Genomic DNA, 15,384 nt, shown 5'->3' on the forward strand with positions numbered 1-15,384 from the left:
GGTTCGGGACAACGCGTCCGACCGCGGTCTGAGAGGGCGACCGACGAGGTTCCCGCATCAGCGCAGCGGTAGCGTCTCCACCGCGCCGACCGGACGCCCGTGGCCCAGCACCGGGGCGTCCACGACACCGGCCAGGGACTCGGCCGCGACGCCCGCGACCTGCAGCAGTGCGGCGAGCAGGCCGGCGCGGGCACGCTCGTGACCGTCGGCGATCTTCACGGCGATCCCCCGCCCGTCGGGCAGACCGGCCGCGTACACGCCCTCGGCGCCGTCCTTGGCGATCAGGCCGGGGACGGCCCGCATGAACCGCGTGGCGTCCCGGCGCGTTCCCGCGACGTACTCCGGGTGGGCGCGCATGGCGTCCGCGACCTGCCTTTCCTCCCCGTCGGCGGCCCCGGCGATCCGGCCGAACGCGCGCGCCAGGCCGCTCAACGGGACCGCGTGCAGCGGGGCCCCGCAGCCGTCCACGGCCATGGCGGTGACCGTCGCGGAGGTGAGCTCCTCGACCGTCTCGGTGATACCGCCCTGCACGGGGTGGTGGGGGTCGAGGTAGTCCGCAGTGGGCCAGCCGTTGCGCGCCGCGGTCACCAGCATCGAGGCGTGTTTGCCCGAGCAGTTCTGCGCCAGCGATTCCTTGCGGCGGCCGGACGCGATCCACGCGAGACGCGCCTCCTCGTCCAGCGGGTAGTCAGGGGTGTTGCCCAGGTCCGCGACGCTCAGGCCCGCGCCGGCGAGGACGTCCCGCACGGTCGAGAGGTGGAAGCCCTCCCCCGAGTGGCTCGAGCACGCGAGCGCCAGCTGCGCCCCTGCGAGCCCGGATCCCCTCCGCAGCATCGCGAGCGCCTGCACCGGCTTGTTGGACGATCGCGGCAGGACGATCGTGTCCGGGTCGCCGACGGCGAAGCACACGTCGCCGTCGGGCCCGGTGATCACCCCCAGCCCGTGATGCAGCGACTCCACGAACCCGTTCCGGACCACACGCGCCACGACCGGCGCTTTCGCCAAAGACACGCCAGAAGTATGCCGTAGAGGCGCTTCACTCGGGGTCTCGGGTGGGTCGCCGGGTGCCCCTCGCCTCACGTCCAGATGCAGAAGGGGTGACCCACCGGGTCGATGAGGACCCGGATGTGCGGGTTGGGCTGGTAGGGCGCGAGGGTGGCGCCCGCCTGCAGGGCGTGTCGGACGCCGTCCAGCACGGAGTCGGCGCGCAACTCGAAGTGCATCATCATCTGCTGCTCCCCGTCCCGCGCGGGCCAGACCGGGCGCGCGAAGCCGGCGGGCTCCTCCGAGATCACCAGCCCGACGCTGCCGTCCGCGGGCTGCACCGTGACCCAGCCAGGATCGAAGACCGTCATCTCCCAGCCCAGCAGTCGCGCGTAGAAGCGCGCGAGGTTCTCCGGATCGGGCGCGCTGATGTTGATCGTCGTGAGGTGGAGCGGGGCCATGGCGGCATGGTACGAGCGCGGGACCCTGTACCGCACGAAGGTGCACGCCCAGCGAACTGAGTGGAAACAAAATAACGATTATTTTTCTTTCAGGTAACTCTCATGTAAAACTAAGTTTCGTGCCGAAACCCAAGACCCTCCGCGTGACCATCGCCTCCCTCGCCGTTCTGGCCGTCGGATCCGTGACCCTGGTGCCGTCGCTCAACCATGACGCCCTCCCCGCCGTCGCCGAGACCGCGCCCGCCCAGACCCAGTTCCGGACGGCCACCGCGCTCAGCCGCGACGTCGCGCGTCCCGCGCTCGACGAGGTCGCCGACAGCGCCGCCCTCACCGCACGCACCCAGCAGCTCCAGGCGCGCGCCACCCAGATCAAGGCCCAGGAGACCGCCGCCAGGAAGGCCGCTGCCGCGAAGCGGGCCGCCGCGGCGAAGAAGGCCGCGCAGGCCCGCCAGGCCGCCGAGGCCGCGCGCAAGGCCGCCGCGGCGAAGAAGGCGGCCGCCGCCAAGGCTGCGGCTGCCAAGGCCGCTGCCGCCAAGGCCACGTCGGCGGGCGCCACGGCCGGCACCACCGACCCGCGCTCCATCGCCCGCCAGATGATGGCCGGCAAGTACGGCTGGGGCGACGCGCAGTTCAAGTGCTACAACACGATCATCATGGCCGAGTCCGGCTGGAAGGTGGACGCCGACAACCCCACCTCCAGCGCCTACGGCATCCCGCAGGCGCTGCCCGGCAAGCGGATGGCCTCCGCCGGCGCCGATTGGCGCACCAACCCCGCCACCCAGATCGCGTGGGGCCTCGACTACGTGCACGGCCGGTTCGGCACGCCGTGCCAGGCCCTCAGCTTCCGCAACGCGCACGGCTGGTACTGAGCCGCCTCAGCGTCCCTCCCGTCGACGACCCCTCACCGATCCCGGTTGAGGGGTCGCCGGCGCCCGGGCCCTGCTCCTGGCTGTTGGCCGTCGGGGCCCGTCCTCAGAACCGTTCGCGCACGACCCGGGAGGCCCACCGTTCGGCGGGGTCGGCGGGGAGCCGTAGCAGAGCGTCGTTCCCGGTCTCGACGTCCTCGGTCGGACGGCCGATGCAGGACAGGCCCGGGACGTCGTCGCCGTGCACGTCGATCGCGCGACCGTCGTGCCGGACGTCCAGCCCGACCCGGCCAGCGCCCGGGCGGAGGTAGCCCTCCTCGATCAGCGAGTCGATGAGCTCCTGGCGCAGCCCGCGGACGCCCGGCGGGGGCAGGACGGCGTCGATCACCGCGTCCATGCGCGGCTCGGGCATCGCCATCGCGTCCGGCCAGTGCACGCCGTCTCCGTCGAGCCACGCGCCCCCGACCATGGAGCGGGGGTCGATGACGCCCGCCTCGATCAGGGCCAGCAGTTTGACCCCGTTGACCGGCGCGAGCCCGAACGCCACCTCCTCCATCTGCACGGCGTACTCGATGAACCGGGCCCAGCCGGCCCGCGAGGTGGATGCCGCGGTGAGTTGCGACCGGATGGCCGGGTAGAGGTCCCGCCACGCCCGGCCCAACGCCCACTGCGGGCCCACGGGCTGCGAACCGAACGCGACCCGGATCGACCGCTCCAGCTCCGCGCGGGAGTCGACGCCGTTCTCCGTCGACGTCCTGCTGAGCAGGTCGAACGTCTCCTCGAGCCGGCTCTCGCACTCGGACGCCGCCACCTCGTCCCCGGCGAGCCTCAGCCCGGCCTGCAGGTAACGGCCGGCCGTCTCGGCGGCGACGGCGAGCATGCGTCTCAGGTCGCCCTCGGCGGCGTTCACCTTGGTCAATTGTTCGTCTCGCACCGCCTCGATCCCGGCGGAGGCCGGGATCAGGTCGGGGCTGGGCTTCACCTCGGGGAATCGCCCCGTGCGGCAGAACGGATAGGCGACCGCGATGTCGCGGCCCGACCGGCGGTACCGCATGCGGTGCGGACGCCCGCCGGGCGCGAACGTGCCGCCGCGTCCCTCGGTCAGGGCAAGGACGGCGTCCACGAACGTGAGGCCGGCGCCCCGCACGGCCACGCTGGACGCCGGCGGGATCTGACGTTCGCGCAGCTGCACCGTCACCGGGTAGACCGCGTCCACGAGCGGCAAGCGGCCCTGCCAGATCGCCTTGAGGGCGTCCTCCCAGGCCGAGACGTGCCCGGTGGTGATCAGCACCTCGTCGTAGAGGGACCCCTCCACGTGCCAGCGGCCGCGTTCGTGCCGGATGGACGTCACCCGCTTCGGGTGGTACTCCATCGTCACCCCCGCCGGCGCCTGGGACCGCAGCGACGACCACACGGCCCCCAGGTAGCGCCCCACGCTGCTGCGCGGCGGGTACGGGTCGAACGCGAGGTCGTCGCCCGTCCGCGGACGCCAGTCGTCGAACGAGCCCACGCCGCTGCCGCCGGGCGCCGCGCCGTAGGGGTAGGACGCGTCGATGTCCCCCGAGAACACGTTGGCGCGCAGGTAGTCGGGCTGATGGGGGTGGTAGAGCGTCGCGGCGCCTGGCGGCGCCGGATCGAACGCGTCGATGCGCAGCCGGTGGGTTCGGTCGGACGCCGCCGCGTGAGCCAGGAGCCGCTCGACCGCGTAGACGCCCCGCGGGCCACACCCGATGACCGCGACGTCCAGACCGCGCGCACTTCTCCCCGCCATGGACCTCATGTTTTCACGGTTCGCCCACCCCCGCCGGGCATCCCAGGAGGCATCCCGTCACTCTCAGCCCGCCCGCGCCCGAGCACGTAGGGTGGACGGGTGGATCCGACTCCCTCGCCCGCCCCGACGTTCTACCCCTGCTACCGGCACCCCGACCGGCTGACCGGGGTCCGCTGTCAGCGGTGCGGCCGCCCCGTGTGCGGCGAGTGCGCCACACCGGCGTCGGTCGGCGTCCACTGCCCGGAGTGCGTCGCCCTCAGCAACCAGGCCACCCGGCGGCCGAAGCCGCTCAGCCGCTGGAAGGGCAGCGCCGTCACGCTGAGCCTGGGTGCGATCAACGTCGCGGTCTGGGCGGCGCTGTGGCTGACCGGCGCGGGCAACAGCCCCGCGTTCACGTTCCTCGCCATGCACCCGAAGGCGCATTGCATGGTCGGCAACGACCTGTACCTCGGCATCGGGCAGGCCGCCTGCGTCGCCTCCGGGGGCACGTTCTCCCCCGGCGTCGCCGAGGGCGCGGTGTGGCAGCTCCTCACCAGCGGGTTCACGCACGTCTCCCCCGTCCACATCTTCGTGAACATGCTGTCGCTGTGGGTGCTCGGCCCTCAGCTCGAGGTCGCGCTCGGCCGGGTGCGCTTCGTCGTGCTGTACCTCGTCTCGCTGTTGGCCGGGTCGGTGGCCGTGTACTGGCTGGCCGGCACCGCCACGACGACGCTGGGCGCGTCCGGCGCGATCTTCGGCCTGCTCGGCGGCCTGTCGCTGCTGGCCTGGAAGATCGGCGGGGACGTCCGCAACGTGCTGTTCTGGCTGGGCCTCAACATCGTCTTCACGTTCCTGGGCGGCCCGCTGATCTCCTGGCAGGGGCATCTGGGCGGCCTCGCAGGTGGCCTGGCCGTCACCGCGCTGTTCCTCGCCGGGCGCCGCAACCCGCGTCTGGCCTGGGGCGGCGTCGCCGGGCTGGTGGTGCTGCTGGTCGCGCTGACCGCCCTGCGCACCCTGATGCTCGCCTGACCGCCCGGACGAGCACGAGCCTCCACAGCAAAGGCCCCGCCTCCCCTCAGGGGAGACGGGGCCGTTCGCCGTCGTCGATCAGCGGTTGTCGTCGCGGATCTGCTGGGTGGTGTCCTTGACGTCGGACGCCGTGCTCTGCGCGTCCTGCTTGACGTCCTTGGCCGCACCCTGCGCCTCGGCGCGGGTCTTCTCGATCCCGGACTGGGCATCGCCGCGGACGTTCTCGGTGCCCTGCTTGGCTCGGTCGGTGACCTCGCCGGCGGCGTCCTGGGCGTCCGCCTTCACGGACTCGACGGACTGGGTCGCCGACTCCTTCAGGTCGTTGACCGCCTCCTCCGCCTGCGGGCGGAGCCGCTCGGCGGAATCCTGCGCGCGGGCCTTCACGTCCTCGACCAGGGGCTCGGCCTTGTCCTTGATGTCGGCCGCGTAGCGCTTCTCGGTACGGGTGGCCGGGATCAGGCCGCCGATCAGCGCGCCGACGCCAAGGGCGATAAGGCCCGCGGCGAGCGGGTTGCCCTTGGTGCGCTGCTCGACCTGGCGCGGGGCGTCATTGACGGCGTCCTGCGCGTCGCCGAGCGCGTTCTGCGCCTTCTGCCGGGCGTCGTAGGCGGCACCCTGGGCGCGGTCGCGGGCGTCACCGAGGCGTCCGTCGTCGTAGGGATCGTCGTCGGAGCCGAAGATGCGCTCCTTGACGTCCGAGACACGGGACTTCACGTTGTCGACCTGCTCGCGCGCCATGTTGGCGGGCTTCGCGCTGTCGCCGAGGGCGTTCACGTTGTCGCTCAGCTCGCTGCGCGTCCGCTCGATGTCACGGCGGATCTCGTCGGGGTTGCTCATCGGTTCTTCTCCTCATGACCGGTCGCGGCGTTCGGGATCTTGCTGACGGTGTCGGTGGTCTGCTCCAGACCCTTGATCTTGTTGAAGGCGCTCTTGCCAGCCAGCGCCAGGATGGCGGCGATGACCAGCCAGATGCCGGCGGTCGCGAGGCCGCCCAGGCCCAGCGCGGGATCGGCCTGCGAGCCGATCGCGACCGACAGGGCCCACCACAGGGCCAGCGTCAGCGCGAACAGCATCATCAGTGCGGCGACGGCCGCGCCGGCGAACAGGCCGGCGCCGGTGCCGGCGCGGGTGACCTGCTGCTTCACCTCGGCCTTCGCGAGTTCGACCTCCTGCTTGACGAGCGTGGACGCGTTGTCCATCACGTCGGAGACGATCTCCCCCAGCGAGCGGTCCTCGGCCCGGTAGCGCGCGTAGCTCTCGTCCTCGGGGGTCTGGGCGCGGCTGGCGCCGTCGTTGTCGAAGGTGGGTGAGGTCATCGGCGATCCTCCCGGAAGTCGTCGACGTTCGCCTGGTCGAGGCGGTCGCCGCCCAGGCCCTGGGTGCCGGCGAAGCGATCGTCGGTGCCGTTCAGCGGCGCGGTGACGTAGTCGTCCTGGACGCCGGCGACGCCGGGCGTGACGCCCCGGTCGTAGCCGGGCGCGGACGGGTCGACGTAGCCGGCGGGCGAGGCCGTCTCGGCAGCGCCGTAGCCTGCGGGGACGTGGGCGTCGAGGCTGCCGCGCGTGTCATAGGACCGACGGTCGGTGCGGCGGTAGCCGCTGGTGAGTTCCTTCTCGTCGGACGAGGCGCCCTGCAGGCCACGCGCGAGGCGGGCGCCGAGGATCCCGACGCCGGCGGCCGCAGCGAGGAACGCGAACGGCTTGCGCGCGGCGAAGCGGCGGATGTCGCGGACGAGGCCGTCGCCGTCCGTGCTCTCGAGCCAGCTGCTGGCGCGCTCGCCCTGGTCGAGCAGGCCGGACGCGAACTGTGTGACGGGGCCGTTCTGGCTGCTGCCGCGCACCATCTCGCCGAGCTCGTCGGTGAGGGAGCGGACGACGCTCGCCAGCTTCGCCTGGCCGTCGCGTGCGTGCGACTGCAGCTCGGCGACGCCCTGGTCGTAGAGGGCGCGGCCGTGCTCCTTGGCCTCATCGATGACCTGGCCGGCCTCCTGCTTCGCGTGGTCGACGACGTCGGAGCCCGCCGCGACGGCGGTGTCCTTCACGTCGACGGCCTCGTCGCGCGCGGTGCCGGCGACGTCCTTGGCCCGGTCACCGGCGTTGCCGGCGACCTTCTTCGCCTGCCCGGCCGCGTTGTCCGCGACGCCGCGGGCCTGCTCGGCGGCGTAGCCGTCGGCCTGCTTGGCCTGGCCCTTCTTCGACGTCTCGTCGGGGCCACCATCGTCGATGCGGTCGGTCTCGACGCGGGTCGCATCGATGCGAGTCTCGTCGATGCGCGCGTCGTTGAGGCGCTGGTCGTCGTACCGGGGCTCGTTGGTGGGTGTGTCGTACGGATTCGCCATGGGTTCCTCCAGAAGCTTCTTGGTGAGCCGACGTCGGAATTCTTCGTCCTCGGGCGGCTCTTGGTGTCCTGGGTTAGTTTAGACGCGCGAACGGGCTAGACAGACCCCCTTTTTGCACCGAAGTGGTCACGCTCGGACACGATTCGGCCACGCTGCGTTGCAGCGCCGCCCCCGGACGCCCGACGACACCATTCTCAGACCGACTGGTGGCGAAGGCACAACTCGATTCAACGGGCGCGACACGCAAAACATTTTGGAGCAACATGAATCGTCACGAGCCCTCGAGCCCGCACACTTTCCTTCAGACCCGTGGAAACCTGGTTCGCGGGACGGGATGCCCTGTACGACGACGTACGACTTGCGCTCCGGCGCAGGAGAAAGAGCAAGGTTCCGAGATGCCTGACAACTTCAAGGCTCATGAAACTCCAGACGGGATCTACCAGCCAAACGGTGACCCGTCCATCGTGGGGAGTGACCGTACGGACGACCTGGCCGCAACCGCCCCCAACTCCGGCGTTGTGGTGATCGACGCCGACGACGAACACGACCGCAATTTCGTTCCTCCCAGGGGACGCGGCGCCGCCGCGATCGTGCTTGGCGTGTCCCAGTCCATCGACAATTCCGAGGGTGGCGTCTCGAAGACGTTCTTCCCGCAAATCACCGCGGCGTTCGGCATCGGGGACACGGGCCTAGGCCTCCTGACCGCCATCGGCATGTACGCACGCATGATCTTCGGCCCCGGCTGGGCGATCCTCGCTGACCGGTTCGGCCGCAAGCGCATCCTGTTCGTCGTGACCGGCTTGTGGGGAGTCTGGACGTTGGCCACCGGCCTGGCCCAGAGCTGGACCCAGCTGCTGATCCTGTACTCGATCGCGCTCGTGGGCACAGTTGCTTCCGAACCCATCCTCAACGGCCTGTTGGGGTCGTTGTACCGCAGCAGCGAGCGCGGCAAGGCGTTCGGCGCCGTCCGCGGCACGTCGTCCGCGCTCGGCTTCATCTTGACCCCACTCTTGGGCCAGTTCGGCGGCAACCCGGACGGCTGGCGGTACGCCATGTACGTGCTGGGCGGGCTGTCCATCGTCACCGGCATCCTGATCCTGATCTTCGTTCACGAGCCGAAGCAGGTCTCGCGGGAGAACGCCCAAGAGCTCAAGGACGAAGCGGGCATCTTCAAATGGAGCGACGCGCTCAAGCTGTTCAAGATCCCGACATTGGCGCTGATGGTGCCCATGCTGCTGTTCGTCAGCTCGTTGATCATGTTCTCGTTCCAGGGCACGTTGTGGGCCCGTGACCTCGGCTACGGCGTCACCAACGCGTCGTACCTCTACACCGTGATGCAGATCGGCATGATGCTGTCGGCGTTCCTCGGCGGCTTCCTCGGAGACCTGTTCAGCCGCCGATTCGGGCCGAAGGGACGCGTCCTTCTGTTCCAGATCTACGCCCTGGCCTTCGCCGCACTGACCTACGTGATGACGCAGTTGCCGCAGGTGTTCGACCCGGACGTCTCCCGCGGGACCACCGCCGACCCCATCACGAACTCGCCGAGCATTGCTTACTACGTGGTGGTCTTCCTGACCGGCCTTGTCTTCTCGATCGGTTTCTCCGGCTGCGTGCTGCCGATGGTCTCGACGGTTGCACCCAAGCAGCTCTCGGCCACCGCGTTCGCCGTGCTGTTCTCGCTGGTGCAGGGCTTCATCACGGCCGGCCTCAGCCTCATCGCCGGCGCAGTGTCGCAACGGCTGAACAACCTTCAGCTCACCCTGCTGTACTTCGTCCCGATCCCGTATGTGCTCAACGCGATCTTCTGGTTCGTCTTCTACAAGGTGTACCCCAGCGACGTCGCCCGCCAGTCCGAGCGCACCCGACTCGTGGAGGCCGGCCAGTTCTGAGCCCTCGTCACCGTCTGGGTCGCGATCCCCGTCCTCTCTGAAGGGCGGGGACCTGCGCGCCGACAGCCGTCCCAGAGACGACGGGCGCGACTCCCGGCGTCAGTCGGCGATCGGGAACAGGTCGTACGTGACGACGTGGGCGCGTCCGCCGAAGCGGTCGTAGAGCCGCTGGCCGTCCTCGTTGCCGCTGGTGGCGAACCAGCGCACGCCCTCCCAGCCGTTGCGGTGGCACAACCGCGCGAGCTCCTCGAGGAGGCGGCGGCCGATGCCGTTGCCGCGGGCGTCCGGGTCGACGTACATGTCGTCGGCGAAGACGCTCGTGGTGCCGTGCAGGAGCCAGCGGTACAGCCGGTACTGCACGAAGCCGACGGTGCGGCCGTCCAGGTCGGCGATGAGGCAGCGGTTCGGACCCGTGGTGAAGGAGTCCCACGCCCAGTCGAGGTGGTCGTCGGTGAGGTCGCGGCCGTAGAGGGCGGCGTAAGCGCGGAAAAGCCGGTTGTACGCGGGGCGGTCGGCGTCCGTGGCGTCGTGGAAAGTCAGGGTCCCGGGCATAGTGCCTTCATCCTAGGGAAGGGCCGCGTCCCGTTACCATCGGAGCGTGTCTGACTCTCCGCGTCCCCTGACAGGCGCCGCCGCCCTCCCCGTCCTTGAGGCCGCCGAGCGGCTCGAACGCGAGGCGCAGTGGCTCGAGGAGGCGGTCGAGAACGCGCATGACGAGGTGCGGTCGGCCTTCCGCCGGTTCGTCGCCCCGCAGGTGGACGCCCGGCTCTCCGAGCTACCCGAAGGCCGCCGCGATGACGAGACCCGCCGCCGCATCCAGTCGTCCGTGCAGGTGCGGCTGCGCCATGCTCCCGCCGACGCCGGCCTCACCCGGCTGATCGTCACCCTCGCCCGCTGGGACGCCGTGGCGGCCGCGTCCCGCCGTCTGCGGCCCCTGGTCCGCCAGGTGCTGCCGGCCCTCGCCGCCGACCTGCCCGCAGCCGAGCCCGTCCGCAACAAGCTCAAGTGGGTCTTCGCCGAGCGCGAGCTGAAGGAGGCGTCCGGCGACGCGTTCAACCGGCTACGCCAAGTGGTGGAGTGGGCCGACCAGCGGGACGTCCACGGCCTCATCGCCGGCGTCCGGAAGGTCGTCGAGCAGGGCGTCAGCGAGTCCGACGCGTGGGCCGGCTACCTGGCCGACCCGGCGGGGACGTCCGCGCGCCTCGCCGACGCCGTCGACCAGCGCCCCGAGGAAGCGGGCATCGCCGGGCTTCTCCCCGAGGACGCGGCGGCCGCCGTCGACGCCCAGGAGCTCGACACCTCGCTGTTGGCCGTCGAACTGCGCTCCTACCAGCGCTTCGGCGCCCGGTTCGCCCTGGCCCGCCGAAAGGCCGTCATCGCCGACGAGCTGGGGCTGGGCAAGAGGGTGCAGGCGCTGGCGGCGATGGCGCACCTGCGCGCCACCGGTGCGTCCCACTGCGTCGTCGTCTGCCCGGCCGGGCTGGCCCCCACCTGGCTGCGGGAGGCCGGACGCCTCACCACGGTCCCCGTGCACGACCTCACCGGCTCCGCGCACCGCGCCGCCTCGGTCGCCTGGCGCCAGGGGGGCGGCGTCGCGGTCATCGCCGACGACGACCTGCCCGAGCTCGACCTCGAGCCCGCCGACCTGGTGGGCGGCTTCGGCATGCTCGTCGTCGACGAGGCGGACACCGTCACCGACACGGGGCGTCCCGGCGCCGAGGCCTTGGCCGCGCTCACCGGCAAGGCCGATCGCGTCCTGCTGCTCACCGGGGCCCCTCTGGAGCGCCGCCCCACCCTGGCGCGCCGTCTGGCGACCCTACTGGGCGTCGAGAGCGACGTGCCGCAGCGACCGGCGAGCCTGGAGGCGTTCCGGGCCGCCACGGCGTCCTTCTGCCTGCGCCGCACCCCCGCCGACGTCGTCGCCGAGCTGCCCGACGTCGTGCGCACGGACGTGTGGACGACCTGGGCCGGCCTGGACGCCGAGCGCTACCGCGACGCCGTCGTCCTCGGCAACTTCTCCGGGATGCGCCGCGCCGCCTACCCGTCCGCCGACCCGGACGAGTCCGCCAAGGTGGCCCGCCTCGTCGACCTCGTCGCCCAGGCCCGCGACGACGGGCGTCCGGTCGTCATCTTCAGCCACTTCCTCAGCGTGCTGACCATCGTCGTCGCCGCGCTGACCGACGCGGGCAACGACGACGTCCTGGGACCGCTCACGAGCGCCACACCCGCCGACCAGCGCACCGCGATGCTGGACGCCTTCGCCGCCCCCGGACGCCCGAGCGTCATCTGCGTCCAGGTGGACGCCGGCGACGACGGCGGGCGCCTGCGCGCAGCGTCGGTGTTGCTGTGGTGCGAGCCGCAGGTCAAGCCGCTGCTGGAAAAGGGTGCGGTCGACCGCTGCCGCCGGGACGGCGACCTCGAGCCGCTGTTCGTCTACCGGGTGCTGGTCGATCACTCCGTCGACGAGCACATGCTCGACATCATCGCCCACCGGCAGCGGATGCTCGACGAGCAGGCCCGCGAGGCCGGCACGCAGCCCGAGCTCGCGGACGTCTCCGAGATGCAGATGGCCCGCCGCATCGTCGCCGACGAGCAGATCCGCCTCGGCGTGGGCATGGCCGCGCGCATCAACGCGACGCCCGAGACGTAGCCTCGGCCGGGTGGCGGAGCCCCGCCGCGGGCCGCCCTCGGCCCCGAAACGCATAAACGATGGGCAACATCGGGCGGCGGACGGCAGAATCGCCCGCGTGATCCTCATCGACCCACCCCGCTGGCCCGCGCACGGGACCGTGTACAGCCACCTCGTCTCGGATCATTCGCTGGCTGAGTTGCACGCGTTCGCCGCGGACGCCGAACTGTCGCCGCGGGCGTTCGACCACGACCACTACGACGTCCCCGAGGCGCGTTACGCGGACCTGGTGCGCCGGGGGGCGTCCGAGGTGTCCGCCACGACGCTCGTGCGCCGCCTGCTCGACAGCGGCCTGCGCGTGCACGCCCAGGAGCGGACGCCGAAGCGCGCCGAGGTGCTCCCGCGCCTGCGCGGCGCCTGGGCCGGCCTCATGCCCGGCCAGACCGACCTCGGCACCGAACTGCTGGAGCGCTGGTCGGAGCCCCATCGGCATTACCACGACGTGCGGCACCTGGCGTTCCTGCTGGACGCGCTGGAGGAGCTCGGCTGCGACGACGAGGTGATCCACCTCGCCGGCTGGTTCCACGACGCGGTCTACCAGGGTCTGCCCGGCTCGGACGAGGAGGCGTCGGCCGTCCTCGCCGAAAAGCGGCTCGGCGGCGTCCTGGACGACGAGGCGGTGCGCGAGGTGGCCCGGCTCGTCCGGCTCACGGCCGGCCACGAGCCCGATGCCGGCGACGAGCGCGGGGCCCTGCTCTGCGACGCCGACCTGGCCATCCTCGGCTCGCCCGGGGGGCGCTACAGCATCTACGCCCGCGACGTGCGCCTCGACTTCGAATCGGTCCCCGACCGGGAGTTCGCGCGCGGCCGCCGCCAGGTGCTGGCGGGCCTGCTCGGGCGCGAACGCCTCTTCCGCACCGACCTCGGCCGCGAGCTGTGGGAGGAGCGCGCCCGGCACAACGTGACGGCCGAGCTGGCTTTCCTGGACGGACGCGCGTGACGGCAACGGCGTTGTCACTCCCCGAAAACGTCGGTCCCCTGGGCGAGAATGACCAGATGACCGTCCGACCCCGAGCTGAAGCCCCCGAGACCTGGGGTGACGCCGCGTGGCCGCTCGGCGCTCACCCCGACGTCGAGACGGGCATGACGACGTTCGCCGTGACCGCCCCGGACGCCACCCGTGTCGTGCTCGAGCTGTACGCCACAGCGACGGGCACCGACGCGGTCGCCGAGTTCGAGATGGTCCGCGGCTGGGACGACATCTGGAACGCCCAGGTCGCCGGCGTCGGCCCGGGCACCCTCTACGCGTTCCGCTGCTGGGGCCCGAACTGGCCCTACGACGAGCGCTGGAAACGCGGCGACTCGAAGGCGGGGTTCCGGTCCGACCGCGACGAGCACGGCAACCACTTCAACCCCAACAAGGTGCTCTTCGACCCCTACGCCCGCGAGATCACGCACACCCCGCTCAGCCGCTCCGTCGTCGAGGCGGGCTCCGACTCCGCGGTGTTCGGCTCCGGCCCCATGCGCTTCGGCACCCGCCCCAGCCGCGAGATCGACAGCGGGCGCTACGCGCCCAAGGGCGTGGTCGTCGACGACGACACCCCCACCGGACGCCGTCCCGACGCCGCGGGCAACACCGCGATCTACGAGGCGCACGTCAAGAATCTGACGATGCACCCGAGTTCGGCGCGACTGCGGGAGATCCTGTCCGGCGTCCCCGGCTTCGAGGAGGTGGAGTGGGTGCCCGACGAACTGCGCGGGACCTACGCCGGCGCAGCGCGCATGGCGCCCTACCTCAACGCGCTCGGCTTCACCTCCATCGAGCTGATGCCGGTGCACGAGACCGACTCCGACCACATGGGCGCCCAGTCGGGCACCACGAACCACTGGGGCTACCAGACGCTCGCGTTCTTCGCCCCGAACCGCGACTACTCGTCGGACAAGACGCCGGGCGGCCCCACCCGCGAATTCAAGCGGATGGTTCACGCGTTCCACGAGCATGGCATCGAGGTGCTGCTCGACGTCGTCTACAACCACACCGCCGAGGGCGGCAACTGGTTCGGCGACGTGGACGCCACCGGCTTCACCACGCTCGGCGGCTTCGGCACCGCGGAGTACTACGTGCTGACCGAGGCCGGCGGCCTGGTCGACGGCGCGACCGGGACGTCCAATCAGATCAACTTCAGCTCCACGGCGTCCGCGCGGCTCGTCCTCGACTCGCTGAAGTACTGGAACGAGACGATGGGCGTGGACGGCTTCCGCTTCGACCTCGCACCGGTGCTGGGCCGGCGTCCGGACGACGCCCAGCGCAACGACTGGGACAAGCAGAAGCGCTTCTTCAAGGACCACCCGGTGCTCACGTCGGTGCGCAACCTGGCGATCATGAACGACTTCGAGGTGATCGCCGAGCCGTGGGACCTGTGGGGGTACGAGGTCGGCAACTTCCCGGCGGGGTGGGCCGAGTGGAACGGGCACTTCCGCGACGCGTCGCGCAGGTTCCTCAAGGGCGACGCCAACACCCACGACTTCATCCGGCAGTTCAACGGCGGCTTCCTCGAGTACGCCGACAGCCACGGGCCGCAGAAGTCCATCAACTTCATCGACGCCCACGACGGCTTCACGATGTTCGACCTGGTGTCGTTCAACGAGAAGCAGAACTACCAGATGCCGCCGTTCGGCCCCTCGGACGGAGGTGAGAGCGAGAACCTCTCCTGGGATTCCGGCATGGATCAGGCGCTGCGCCGCACGAGGTGGCGGAACAACTGGCTGACGGTGTGCCTGGCCCGGGGCATCCCGATGGTGGTCTCCGGCGACGAGTACGGCCGCACCCAGAACGGCAACAACAACCCCTGGAACCTCAACACCATCGGCATGTGGAACAACTGGGCCCAGGCGGCGTCCAACGCCCCCACGCGGCTGCCCGTCGACCCGCGCCAGCACGCCGGCGGCTCCACGTACTACGACGTCGTCGGCCAGACCGCCGCCCGACCCGGCATCAATCCGCTGCTGACCTTCGCGAGCTATGTGGCGCGGCTGCGCCGGGACGACCCCGGGCTGCGGCACCAGGCGTGGGGCGGCGTCCTCGGCGTCAACGCCCGGCCGTACCGGTTCCTGCGCCCCGACCTGAGCGAGGTGCCGCTGCAGGGTGACCGCGCGCTGGCGGTGCTGATCGACGGCGACGAGACCGCGCGGTCGAACGACTACGCGATCCTCTTCAACATGTGGGATCGGTCGATCACGTTCGAGGTCCCGCCGCTGACGCGCCCGGGGCGTCCGCACCTGAAATGGCGCCGCATCATCGACACCGGGTCGTGGGCCGAGGCTGAGGGCAACTGCTGGCCCGCCGACACCGCCCCCGAGATCAGGACCCACTACGAGGTGCAGCCCTGGTCGATCGCGGTGCTGATGGCCAACGCCTTCTGACCGCGCGGCCGCCGC

At 71.2% G+C, this 15,384-nt stretch carries 13 protein-coding genes; 6 read left to right on the forward strand and 7 right to left on the reverse strand.

The genetic code is table 11. The features are described from left to right. Positions 1-57: 57 nt before the first annotated feature. The gene (locus BN1187_RS04270; protein WP_040159030.1) at positions 58-1,011 is read right to left on the reverse strand and encodes an asparaginase; all 954 of its coding nucleotides are present in this window, start codon (positions 1,009-1,011) and stop codon (positions 58-60) included. A gap of 65 nt (positions 1,012-1,076) precedes the next feature. After that, positions 1,077-1,445: a VOC family protein gene (locus BN1187_RS04275; protein WP_040159031.1), complete on the reverse strand. Its 369-nt coding sequence runs from the start codon at positions 1,443-1,445 to the stop codon at positions 1,077-1,079. A gap of 119 nt (positions 1,446-1,564) precedes the next feature. Between BN1187_RS04275 and BN1187_RS04280 the strand changes: the two genes are divergently transcribed. Next, positions 1,565-2,314, forward strand: a complete 750-nt coding sequence (locus tag BN1187_RS04280) for an aggregation-promoting factor C-terminal-like domain-containing protein (protein ID WP_040159033.1) — start codon at positions 1,565-1,567, stop codon at positions 2,312-2,314. Positions 2,315-2,417: 103 nt separating this feature from the next. Here BN1187_RS04280 and BN1187_RS04285 read toward each other — a convergent pair whose 3' ends face one another. Continuing rightward, complete coding sequence (locus tag BN1187_RS04285; protein WP_040159036.1) at positions 2,418-4,082, reverse strand: FAD/NAD(P)-binding protein; 1,665 nt, start codon at positions 4,080-4,082, stop codon at positions 2,418-2,420. Between the two features lie 99 nt (positions 4,083-4,181). Here BN1187_RS04285 and BN1187_RS04290 point away from each other — a divergent pair, with 99 nt between their 5' ends. Further along, complete coding sequence (locus tag BN1187_RS04290) at positions 4,182-5,090, forward strand: rhomboid family intramembrane serine protease (protein WP_040159037.1); 909 nt, start codon at positions 4,182-4,184, stop codon at positions 5,088-5,090. 78 nt (positions 5,091-5,168) lie between these two features. Here the strand turns inward: BN1187_RS04290 and BN1187_RS04295 are convergent, their stop codons facing one another. The 3 genes from BN1187_RS04295 to BN1187_RS04305 are packed head-to-tail and all read right to left on the reverse strand — an operon-like array spanning position 5,169 to position 7,428. Beyond that, positions 5,169-5,927, reverse strand: coding sequence for a DUF3618 domain-containing protein (locus BN1187_RS04295; protein ID WP_052462274.1), 759 nt, complete (start codon positions 5,925-5,927; stop codon positions 5,169-5,171). After that, positions 5,924-6,406: a phage holin family protein gene (locus tag BN1187_RS04300; protein ID WP_040159039.1), complete on the reverse strand. Its 483-nt coding sequence runs from the start codon at positions 6,404-6,406 to the stop codon at positions 5,924-5,926. Before BN1187_RS04300 ends, BN1187_RS04295 begins: the two co-directional genes overlap by 4 nt. Beyond that, positions 6,403-7,428 carry a hypothetical protein gene (locus BN1187_RS04305; protein ID WP_040159041.1) on the reverse strand — a complete coding sequence of 342 codons (1,026 nt, stop codon included), beginning with the start codon at positions 7,426-7,428 and terminating at the stop codon, positions 6,403-6,405. The genes BN1187_RS04300 and BN1187_RS04305 overlap by 4 nt, the downstream gene beginning before the upstream one ends. Before the next feature lie 395 nt (positions 7,429-7,823). On the opposite strand from BN1187_RS04305, the gene BN1187_RS04310 reads away from it, so the two are divergent. Continuing rightward, entirely contained in the window at positions 7,824-9,317 is a 1,494-nt protein-coding gene (locus BN1187_RS04310; RefSeq protein WP_157754736.1) for an MFS transporter, read from the forward strand. A gap of 99 nt (positions 9,318-9,416) precedes the next feature. On the opposite strand, the gene BN1187_RS04315 is transcribed toward BN1187_RS04310, so the two are convergent. After that, positions 9,417-9,869: a GNAT family N-acetyltransferase gene (locus tag BN1187_RS04315; protein WP_052462275.1), complete on the reverse strand. Its 453-nt coding sequence runs from the start codon at positions 9,867-9,869 to the stop codon at positions 9,417-9,419. 46 nt (positions 9,870-9,915) lie between these two features. Here BN1187_RS04315 and BN1187_RS04320 point away from each other — a divergent pair, with 46 nt between their 5' ends. The 3 genes from BN1187_RS04320 to BN1187_RS04330 all read left to right on the forward strand — a co-directional run bounded on the left by BN1187_RS04320 (position 9,916) and on the right by BN1187_RS04330 (position 15,369). Next, positions 9,916-11,967 carry an SNF2-related protein gene (locus BN1187_RS04320; protein WP_052462276.1) on the forward strand — a complete coding sequence of 684 codons (2,052 nt, stop codon included), beginning with the start codon at positions 9,916-9,918 and terminating at the stop codon, positions 11,965-11,967. 97 nt (positions 11,968-12,064) lie between these two features. Beyond that, a complete protein-coding gene (locus tag BN1187_RS14820) occupies positions 12,065-12,946 on the forward strand; it encodes a DUF4031 domain-containing protein (protein WP_040159046.1) in 882 nt (293 codons plus the stop codon). A 56-nt stretch (positions 12,947-13,002) separates the two neighbouring features. After that, positions 13,003-15,369 (forward strand): alpha-amylase family glycosyl hydrolase, encoded by a 2,367-nt coding sequence (locus BN1187_RS04330; protein WP_040159048.1) that lies wholly within the window; start codon positions 13,003-13,005, stop codon positions 15,367-15,369. Positions 15,370-15,384: the final 15 nt, after the last annotated feature.

Origin of the sequence: Nigerium massiliense, assembly GCF_000826085.1 — a bacterium.
Lineage (GTDB): Bacteria > Actinomycetota > Actinomycetes > Propionibacteriales > Propionibacteriaceae > Propioniciclava > Propioniciclava massiliense.